We start from the raw sequence: 8,487 nt of genomic DNA on the forward strand, positions 1-8,487 counted from the left end.
GGGCCAATGTTGCTGAGCAGCGCTGCGGGGGGGCGATAATCGCTGCTCGAATGGGAAACGAGCCAAATGTTCGATAAGTTCCCGAAAAAAATGCGCGGGCGAAATTTTTTTCGAAGATTTTTGGAGGCACTGGAATCGACTTTTGATTCCAGTGCCTTGATTATCCCAGGGTGGTCAGGCCACTGAGCACCGCGAGGCCAAGGAAGGCCAGAAAGCCCATGGAGTCGGTGGTCATGGTGACAAAAATCGAGCTCGCGACGGCGGGGTCCTGATCGAGCCGGTCGAGCAGCAGCGGGATCGCGACCCCGGCGACCCCGGCGACAAAGATGTTCACGACCATCGCTGCGGCGATCACGGCGCCCAGCTGCGGGTTGGCGAACCACAGCGCGGTGGCGCAGCCCGCGATCAGCGCAATCGTCCCGCCGTTCAGCAGCGCGATCTTCATTTCGCGCCAGATGGCGCGAAAACTGTTCGAATCGGTGAGCTGGTTCATCGCGAGCGCACGCACCGTCACCGCCAGCGTCTGGGTTCCAGCGTTACCGCCGACCCCGGCGACGATCGGCATCAGCGCCGCGAGCGCGACCATCTGTTCGATCGCGCCGCCGAAAAATCCGACGATCGAGGACGCCAGCAGCGCGGTGCCAAGATTGGCGACCAGCCAGCGCACGCGGGCGCTGTAGGTTTCGCGGATCGGTTCGTTGATGTCGCCGTCACCGGCCCCCGACAGGCGCAGGATATCCTCGCCCGCCTCTTCCTGAATGATATGCACCACGTCATCGACGGTGATCATTCCGACGAGCCGCCCGGCGCGGTCGACGACGGCGGCCGAGATCAGCGCATATTTCTGGAAACGCAGCGCGACCTCTTCCTGGTCCATGTCGACCGGGATCAACGTCTGTTCGCGCTTCATCACGTCGCTGATCGCGATGTCGCGCGGGGTGCGCAGGATCCAGCTGAGCTGACAGGTGCCGACCGGGCGATGCATCGGATCGACGATGAAGATTTCCCAGAAATCGCTGGTCAGGTCGGTATCTTCGCGCAGCCGGTCGATGACATCGCCGACGGTGACATGTTCGGCGACAGCAACCAGATCGCGCTGCATCAGGCGCCCGGCCGATTCCTCGGGGAAAGAGAGCGCGTCCTCGATCGCGGCGCGATCCTCGGGCTCCATCGCGTCGAGCACCGCCTGCTGCTCGTCGGCCTCCATATCCTCGATGATCGCGACGGCATCGTCGGTATCGAGTTCGGACGCGAGTTCGGCGACTTGCTCCGGCGCGAGCAGATCGATCAGCTCCTCGCGCACATAATCGTTCATTTCCGCCAGCACGTCGGCGGACAGCATATTGCCCAGCACCGCGGCCAGCATCGGCCGTTCGTCGCTGCGCGCCAGCTCGAACAGATCGGCGATGTCGGCGGGGTGCAGACGGCCGATCCGTTCGCGCGCCGCTTCACCTTCACCGGCCTCGGCCAGTTCGATGACGTCGCGGACAAATTCGGGCCTCAGCCGGTCGTCTTCGTCCAGCTCGGTTTCGGTCTCGCGCGCTACGGGATCGCGGTCGCGATCGTCGGTGATGGCGACATCCTCGGCGGACCGGGATTCTTCGCGGTTGTCCATCGCGCGGTCCTCCCTGTCAAAGCCGGCGGTTCGCCGACGGGCCGTGCCTTCCCCTAGTCCCGGCGCCGTCATATGGCAACGCCGGGGGAGGCGGCTGGGGCAATTAATGCGTGGCTTTGGCGGCGCGTCTCGCTATGGCACCGCCAATATTTTTGACAGGAGCCGATCATGACCGACCAGACCCTCACCCTTTCGCTGTCGACCGGCGATGTCGTCATCCGCCTGCGCCCCGACCTGGCGCCGCTGCACGTCGAGCGGATTACCCAGCTCGCCAGCGAAGGCTTTTACGACGGCGTCGTGTTCCACCGCGTGATCCCGGGCTTCATGGCGCAGGGCGGCGATCCGACCGGTACCGGCATGGGCGGCAGCCCGCTGCCCGACCTTCCGCAGGAATTCAACAGCCAGCCGCACGTCCGCGGGGTTTGCTCGATGGCGCGGGCGCAGAATCCGAACAGCGCGAACAGCCAGTTCTTCATCTGCTTCGACGACGCCCGCTTCCTCGACAATCAATACACCGCCTGGGGCGAAGTGATCGAAGGCATGGACAATGTCGACGCGCTGCCCAAGGGCGAGCCGCCGCGCGAACCGGGCAAGATCGTCAAAGCGACGGTGGGCTGAACATCCATTCTTCCCCCTTGATGGGGGAAGGATACGCAGCCTTGCCACGAATGTGGCTAGGCGAAGTTGGATGGGGGTGACGGCGCGATTTTGTGGCGCCGCTTCAGGCCAAGAGCGCACCCCCACCACTGCGACTAGGCGGCAAGCCGCCAAATCTCGCTGCCTCCCCCATCAAGGGGGAGGGTGCGCTACTATTCGCCGATAAAGCCGTTCAGCCGCTCGCACGCGGCGATCCAGTCGGCCTTGAATTCCTGCACGACCTGGCCGGCGCTCATCGCCTCGTTCATCAAGCCGACGCCCTGACCGACCCAATAGGTCGCCAGCGCCTTGGCGCCCTCGTGGCCGCCTTCGGCCAGCTTATCGACTTGGCGCAGAGCGGGTTCGCTGACCAAAGATTGCAGCGGCATCGGCAGCGGTTTCGGCGCTCCCTCGGCTTCCCACGCGTCGGTCCATGGCGAGCGCAGTTGGCGCGAGGGTTTGCCGGTGCGGCTTTTCGATCGCACCGTGTCGCGCGAGCTGGCGAGCAGCATCTTTTCCTTCACCACCGGGTTGGTCTCGGCCTCGGCAGTGGTCAGCCACACCGATCCGGTCCAGGCGCCGTGCGCGCCCATCGCCATCGCCGCCGCCATCTGGCGCCCGGTGACGATGCCGCCCGCGGCGAGGATCGGCGTGGTGGCGCCGACCGCCTCGACCGCCGCCGCGACCTCGGGCACCAGCACCATCGTCGCGACTTCGCCGCAATGGCCGCCCGCTTCGCCGCCCGCGACGACGAGGATATCAACCCCGGCACGCACCTGCGCCAGCGCATGGTCGCGGGTGCCGACGAGCGCGGCGACGGGGATGTTGTGGCGTTTGCCGAGTTCGAGCATCAGCGGCGGCGGGACGCCGAGCGCGTTGGCAATCAGGCCGATGGGGTGGCGAAACGCGACTTCGAGCAGCGCCGCGGCGCCGTCGTCGGTCATGTTGTCGCCGAGACCGCCGCCGACGGCGGGGCGCGCGAGATGGCCGTCATCGACCCCATGCTTGCCGAGCAGGTCGGCGACGAACGCCTTATGTTCAGCGGGGATCGGCGGCGGCGCGCTCCGGCTCTCGCCCTTGCCCGCAAAGCTGTTGGGGACGATCAGGTCGACGCCATAGGGGCGCCCGCCGATATGCGCGTCGATCCACGCCAGCTCTTCCTCAAGCCGTTCGGGCGGCAGCGACGCGGCGCCAAAGACGCCCATGCCGCCCGCTTTCGACACCGCGACGACGACGTCGCGGCAGTGCGAGAAGGCGAGCAGAGGGAATTCGATGCCGAGCATCGCGCAGATGGGGGATTGCATGGTTTGTTTCTCCCTAAGCGGCCAACCATCCCATTCGTCATTGCGACCCCGGCGAAAGCCGGGGGAAGCAATCCAGAGCGGTTTATGCACACTCTGGATTGCCGCGTCGCCTTCGGCTCCTCGCAATGACGAGCTTGGGTTCGTGCCTTGCACGCCATCTCGGCCATAGTTTACGTAAACGTCAAGTTGATTTGCTGGGGCCGCCCATTATCGCAGGGTCATGACCCAATTTTCCCTGCCCGATTTCGACCTCGATGCCTTTGTTCGTGCCACCTTGGCCGAGGATCTGGGGGCGGGGGGCGACATTACGTCGATGGCAGTGATTCCCGCCGACGCGCGCTTCGGCGGGGTGATGGACAGCCGCGATGCGATCATTGTCGCGGGGCTGCCGATCGCCGAAGCGTTTTTTCGCGCGCTCGAACCGGCCATGGAAATCGAAATTCTGGTCGCCGAGGGCGCCGAGGTGGCCGCGGGCAGCGATTTGATGCGCCTGTCGGGCAATGCGCGCGCGATGCTGACCGCCGAACGATCGGCGCTGAACACCGTGCAGCATCTGTCGGGCATTGCGACGATGACGCGCCAATATGTCGACGCCCTGGCAGGGACCGGTGCGACCTTGCTCGACACCCGCAAGACGATCCCCGGCCTGCGGGTGCTGGAGAAATATGCGACGCGGATGGGCGGCGCGACCAATCACCGCATGGGATTGTGGGACGCGGCGATGATCAAGGACAATCATGTCGCGGTCGCCGGGTCGGTCGAGGAAGCGGTGCGCCGCGCCGTCGCGGCGGGGATCGAGCGGATCATCGTCGAGGTCGACCGGGTGGCGCAGGTCGAGCCCGCGCTGGCCGCCGGGGCGACGCACCTGCTGCTCGACAATATGACGCTCGATGACTTGCGGACCTGCGTCGCCATCGTTGGCGGCAAGGTGCCGACCGAGGCTTCCGGCGGGGTAAGGCTCGATACGATCGGCGCGATCGGCGCGACCGGGGTGACCTATGTGTCAGTCGGGCGGCTCACCCAATCGGCGCCGGCGGCGGATGTCGGACTCGATTTTGCGCTGGTCTAACCTCGCCGCGCTGGCGCTGCTCCTCGCGCCTACCGCGGCGCAGGCCCAGGCGCTTGGCTGCAAAATTCCCGATCGCATCACGGTGCCGCGGCTCGAACAGCCGCGCCGCGGCGAGCCGGTGCGCAAGCCGCCGATCACCGGCTATCTGCTCAGTATGAGCTGGTCGCCGCAGCATTGCGCCGATGTCCGCAATCCGCGCGATACCCGCGACCGCCTGCAATGTTCGGGCGACAATGGCCGTTTCGGCTGGGTGCTGCACGGGCTGTGGCCCGAAACCGACAGCCGCGATTACCCGCAATGGTGCCGCCCGGCGAAGATCGTCCCGCAACCGGTGCTCCGCCAGCATCTGTGCATGACCCCGTCGCCGCAGCTGCTTCAGCACGAATGGGCCAAACACGGCACCTGCATGAGCCCGCACCCGGCCGCCTATTTCCGCTCGGCCGCGATGCTGTTCGGCGCGGTGCGCTTTCCCGACATGGCGGCGCTGGCGGCGCGACCGCAAACCGCGGGCAGCGTCCGCCGCGCCTTTGCCGCGGCCAATCGCGGGGTGTCCGCTCCGATGATCGCGGTGACGACCGACCGGCAGGGCTGGCTCAAAGAGGTGCGGTTGTGCCTCGGCCAGCGGATGCGGCCGCAACGCTGCAAGCCGTTCCAGGCGGGGGCGCGCGATCCGCGGCCGGTGCGGGTCCGTCCGATCCCGAAAGACTAGTCGCTGTGCCGCTTTGACACGCCGCATCCGTTAACGATCTTTTAACCTTACCAAGTCGTTAAGACCGTCTTAGGTTGCCGGGCATGGACTCGGATCACATCGATATTCGCCGCCGTCTTCAGGCGCATAGCGCCCGCCAGCTGACCATCGCCCGTCTGAGCGCGCCCGCCGATTGGCAGGGCGAATTGCGGCAGGCGCTCGCGGTGCACCGCGAACCCGTGACGATCTTTGCAGGCAGCGACCTGCGGCTGTTTTTGCAGAGCTTCGCGATGTTCTTCACCGCGACGATGATGTTTTTGATTTAGCGGCAGCTAACGACCGGTTGCGGACGCCTTCTCTTCCCTTCGTCATTCCCGCGAAAGCGGGAACCCAGCGAGCCAGCGTTGCGCGCTGGGTTCCCGCTTTCGCGGGAATGACGAGGAAGGCGTAGGGCCGCTTCCCGCCCCAAAGCCGAAGTTGGCTGAATCCCCGCCTCAATCACACGCCCGGTGCAGCTTGACCGCCAGCCAAGCGCTGATCAGGCACATCACCGCGCTCATCAGCAGTTGGTCGACGACGCCGATGCCCGCAAAGCCGAGCCCAATTGCCAGTAGCGAGCCGACGACCATCGCGCCCGAGTTGACGATGTTATTTGCCGCGACGGTGCGCGCGGTCTGGTCCTTGGGGACGGTGGTGGTCAGGAAGGCATAGAGCGGCACGACAAACATCCCGCCGCTGATCGCGATGCCGAGCAGGCTGGCGAGCAGCGGGATGACGTCGGCGTGGTTCAGGAATCCGGCGATGCCGTACATCGCGCCCGAAGGATCATGCTCCCAGTTGCGGCACACCCAGTAAAAGGCGAGGACGAAGGCGCCCATCACCAGCACGCTGGCGGGGCTGTAGCGCGCCGACACCTGTCCCTTGAGCAGGCGGTTTACCGCGACCGAGCCAATCGCGATGCCGATCGAAAAGACGGCCAGGAACAAGCTGGCGACGCTTTTGTCGGCGTGGAGGATATTCTTCACGAGCGGCGGGAACTGGATGAACAGCACCGCGCCGATCGTCCAGAAAAAGCTGATCGACAGGATCGCGAGGTACAGCCGCGGGATGTGCATCGTGCCGCGGACGAGGGTGACCGACGATCGGATGATGTGCCAGTCGATGCCGGTTTCTGCATGTTCGGGCGGCGCCGGCGGCACCTTGCGCCCGGTCCAGTAACCGACGGCGGCGACGAGGACGACCCCGAGCGCCGCCCATTCGACGTCAATGACCCCCGCCAGGATGGTCCCGGCGAGGATCGCGATATAGGTGCCTGCCTCGACCAGTCCGGTTCCGGCCAGCACTTCGTCGCTTTTCAGATGCTGCGGCAGGATCGCATATTTGATTGGCCCGAAGAAGGTCGAGTGAATGCCCATCGCGAACAGCGCGAGCATCATCAGCGGGATGGCGATCAGATGCACCGCAAAGCCCAGCCACGCGAGGACGAGCCCGGCGCCGCCGACGATCATGATCAGGATCTCGCAGAATTTGACGATGCGGATGATCCGCGCCTTGTCGCGGGTGTCGGCCAATTGCCCGGCGAGCGCCGAGAGCAGGAAGAAGGGCAGGATGAACAGGCCGGTCGCCACCGCGCTGAACGCGGTTTCCGATGCCTCGTCGTTGAACACCCCATACACGACGAAAAGGACCATCGCATTCTTGAACAGATTGTCGTTGAACGCGCCGAGCAGCTGGGTGACGAAGAGGGGGAGAAACCGGCGTTGCTTCAACAGCGCAAAGGAGCCGGTCATGCGTGATCCCATCTCTTCAGATAATTCGGTCACCACGCGATTTGCGGGCAATTCGGTTGTCGCTGGTGGGACTTATCGGCTAGGGCTGGCAGGGTCAAAGCCCATTTTGGGACTAGCGCGCCATCGCGGCGGGAATCAGGGGTCATGCTCAGTCTTCCGAACATTCTGACATTGTCGCGCATCCTGGCGGTGCCGATCCTGCTGTTCCTGCTGTGGCCGGGGGTCGTCGAAGGATCGCACCAGCCCAAGCCGATCGACTATGCGCTGGCGTTCGTGCTGTACTGTCTGATGGGCATAACCGATTATTTCGACGGCTATGTGGCGCGGTCGCGCGGGATCGTGTCGCGGCTGGGCGCGTTCCTCGATCCGATCGCCGACAAGATCATGATTGCCGCGGTGATCCTGCTGCTCGTCTTTACCCGCGACATCACCGGCTATCATGTCATCGCGGCGCTGATGATCCTGCTGCGCGAGATCATCGTGTCGGGACTGCGTGAATTTCTGGCGACGTTGCAAGTGTCGATGCCCGTGACCCAGCTGGCGAAATGGAAAACGACGTTTCAGCTCGTTTCGTTCGGGGCGCTGATCCTGGCCGGGGCGCTGCCCGCGCTGGAGTGGGTCAAGACGGTCGGGCTGGCGACGCTGTGGGGCGCCGCGGTGCTGACGCTGATCACCGGCTGGGATTATCTGCGCGTCGGCCTGAAGCATATGGATTGAAGGCGCATGGCGCTGAACATCGCTTATTTCGCCTGGGTGCGTGAGCGGATGGGGGTGGCCGACGAGGTCGTCGAGCTGCCCGCCAAGGTGACCGACCTGACCGCATTGCTGGCGTGGCTGGCGGCGCGTGACGCGCGCGGAGCTTTGGCCTTTGCCGAACCGCATCGCATTCGCGTCGCGATCGACGGGGTGATGATGGGCCCTGACGCGCCGCTGATCGGGGCGCGCGAGGTTGCGCTGTTTCCGCCGGTGACCGGCGGATGATCCGCGTCGCGGTCCACCCCGCGGCGATCGACGTCGGCGCCGAACTCGACCTGCACGATGCGGGGGGACACGGCGCGAGCGCCAGCTTTATCGGGCGGGTGCGCGGCGAGGGCGGGCTGGTCGAACTGTTCCTCGAGCATCATCCGGTGATGACCGAAGCGGGGCTGGCCGATCTGGCGCATGCCGCGGCAGATCGCTGGCAGCTCGCGGCGCTGACGCTGATCCATCGCGTCAGGGCGATGGCGCCGGGCGACACGATCGTGCTGGTGCTGGCGAGCAGTCCGCACCGCAGCGAGGCGCTGGCGGCGTGCGAGTTTCTGATCGACCGGCTGAAGACCGACGTGATGCTGTGGAAGCGCGAGACGTTCGCCGACGGGCGGGTGGCGTGGGTCGAGGCGCGGGCG

Annotated in this window: 10 protein-coding genes; 7 read left to right on the forward strand and 3 right to left on the reverse strand. The window is 65.5% G+C overall.

What is annotated here, in order from left to right:
- Positions 1-160: 160 nt before the first annotated feature.
- Complete coding sequence (gene mgtE, locus FFS68_RS17520) at positions 161-1,615, reverse strand: magnesium transporter (RefSeq protein WP_171003948.1); 1,455 nt, start codon at positions 1,613-1,615, stop codon at positions 161-163.
- Between the two features lie 168 nt (positions 1,616-1,783).
- On the opposite strand from mgtE, the gene FFS68_RS17525 reads away from it, so the two are divergent.
- The gene (locus FFS68_RS17525; protein ID WP_137754485.1) at positions 1,784-2,233 is read left to right on the forward strand and encodes a peptidylprolyl isomerase; all 450 of its coding nucleotides are present in this window, start codon (positions 1,784-1,786) and stop codon (positions 2,231-2,233) included.
- Between the two features lie 191 nt (positions 2,234-2,424).
- Here FFS68_RS17525 and FFS68_RS17530 read toward each other — a convergent pair whose 3' ends face one another.
- Positions 2,425-3,555, reverse strand: a complete 1,131-nt coding sequence (locus tag FFS68_RS17530) for a nitronate monooxygenase (protein ID WP_137754486.1) — start codon at positions 3,553-3,555, stop codon at positions 2,425-2,427.
- 220 nt (positions 3,556-3,775) lie between these two features.
- Between FFS68_RS17530 and nadC the strand changes: the two genes are divergently transcribed.
- The 3 genes from nadC to FFS68_RS17545 all read left to right on the forward strand — a co-directional run bounded on the left by nadC (position 3,776) and on the right by FFS68_RS17545 (position 5,638).
- A complete protein-coding gene (gene nadC / locus FFS68_RS17535; RefSeq protein ID WP_137754487.1) occupies positions 3,776-4,624 on the forward strand; it encodes a carboxylating nicotinate-nucleotide diphosphorylase in 849 nt (282 codons plus the stop codon).
- Positions 4,611-5,333, forward strand: coding sequence for a ribonuclease T(2) (locus FFS68_RS17540; protein WP_137754488.1), 723 nt, complete (start codon positions 4,611-4,613; stop codon positions 5,331-5,333). Before nadC ends, FFS68_RS17540 begins: the two co-directional genes overlap by 14 nt.
- Before the next feature lie 83 nt (positions 5,334-5,416).
- Positions 5,417-5,638: a hypothetical protein gene (locus FFS68_RS17545; RefSeq protein WP_137754489.1), complete on the forward strand. Its 222-nt coding sequence runs from the start codon at positions 5,417-5,419 to the stop codon at positions 5,636-5,638.
- Positions 5,639-5,806: 168 nt separating this feature from the next.
- Here FFS68_RS17545 and FFS68_RS17550 read toward each other — a convergent pair whose 3' ends face one another.
- Positions 5,807-7,102: an MFS transporter gene (locus FFS68_RS17550; RefSeq protein ID WP_137754490.1), complete on the reverse strand. Its 1,296-nt coding sequence runs from the start codon at positions 7,100-7,102 to the stop codon at positions 5,807-5,809.
- Between the two features lie 144 nt (positions 7,103-7,246).
- On the opposite strand from FFS68_RS17550, the gene pgsA reads away from it, so the two are divergent.
- The 3 genes from pgsA to FFS68_RS17565 form a co-directional block, all read left to right on the forward strand.
- Complete coding sequence (gene pgsA / locus FFS68_RS17555; protein ID WP_137754491.1) at positions 7,247-7,819, forward strand: CDP-diacylglycerol--glycerol-3-phosphate 3-phosphatidyltransferase; 573 nt, start codon at positions 7,247-7,249, stop codon at positions 7,817-7,819.
- A 6-nt stretch (positions 7,820-7,825) separates the two neighbouring features.
- Positions 7,826-8,083, forward strand: a complete 258-nt coding sequence (locus tag FFS68_RS17560; protein ID WP_137754492.1) for a MoaD/ThiS family protein — start codon at positions 7,826-7,828, stop codon at positions 8,081-8,083.
- Positions 8,080-8,487 (forward strand): molybdenum cofactor biosynthesis protein MoaE (locus FFS68_RS17565; RefSeq protein ID WP_137754493.1); only part of this gene is annotated, 408 nt, incomplete at its 3' end. The genes FFS68_RS17560 and FFS68_RS17565, both read left to right, overlap by 4 nt.

Source organism: Sphingopyxis sp. L1A2A (assembly GCF_005502465.1).
Taxonomy (GTDB): Bacteria; Pseudomonadota; Alphaproteobacteria; order Sphingomonadales; family Sphingomonadaceae; genus Sphingopyxis.

Coding starts and splice junctions, on each gene's coding strand:
- FFS68_RS17545 (WP_137754489.1), top strand. CDS start 5,417: ATGGACTCGGATCACATCGATATTCGCCGCCGTCTTCAGGCGCATAGC.
- FFS68_RS17550 (WP_137754490.1), bottom strand. CDS start 7,102: ATGACCGGCTCCTTTGCGCTGTTGAAGCAACGCCGGTTTCTCCCCCTC.
- FFS68_RS17560 (WP_137754492.1), top strand. CDS start 7,826: ATGGCGCTGAACATCGCTTATTTCGCCTGGGTGCGTGAGCGGATGGGG.
- pgsA (WP_137754491.1), top strand. CDS start 7,247: ATGCTCAGTCTTCCGAACATTCTGACATTGTCGCGCATCCTGGCGGTG.
- FFS68_RS17525 (WP_137754485.1), top strand. CDS start 1,784: ATGACCGACCAGACCCTCACCCTTTCGCTGTCGACCGGCGATGTCGTC.
- mgtE (WP_171003948.1), bottom strand. CDS start 1,615: ATGGACAACCGCGAAGAATCCCGGTCCGCCGAGGATGTCGCCATCACC.
- nadC (WP_137754487.1), top strand. CDS start 3,776: ATGACCCAATTTTCCCTGCCCGATTTCGACCTCGATGCCTTTGTTCGT.
- FFS68_RS17530 (WP_137754486.1), bottom strand. CDS start 3,555: ATGCAATCCCCCATCTGCGCGATGCTCGGCATCGAATTCCCTCTGCTC.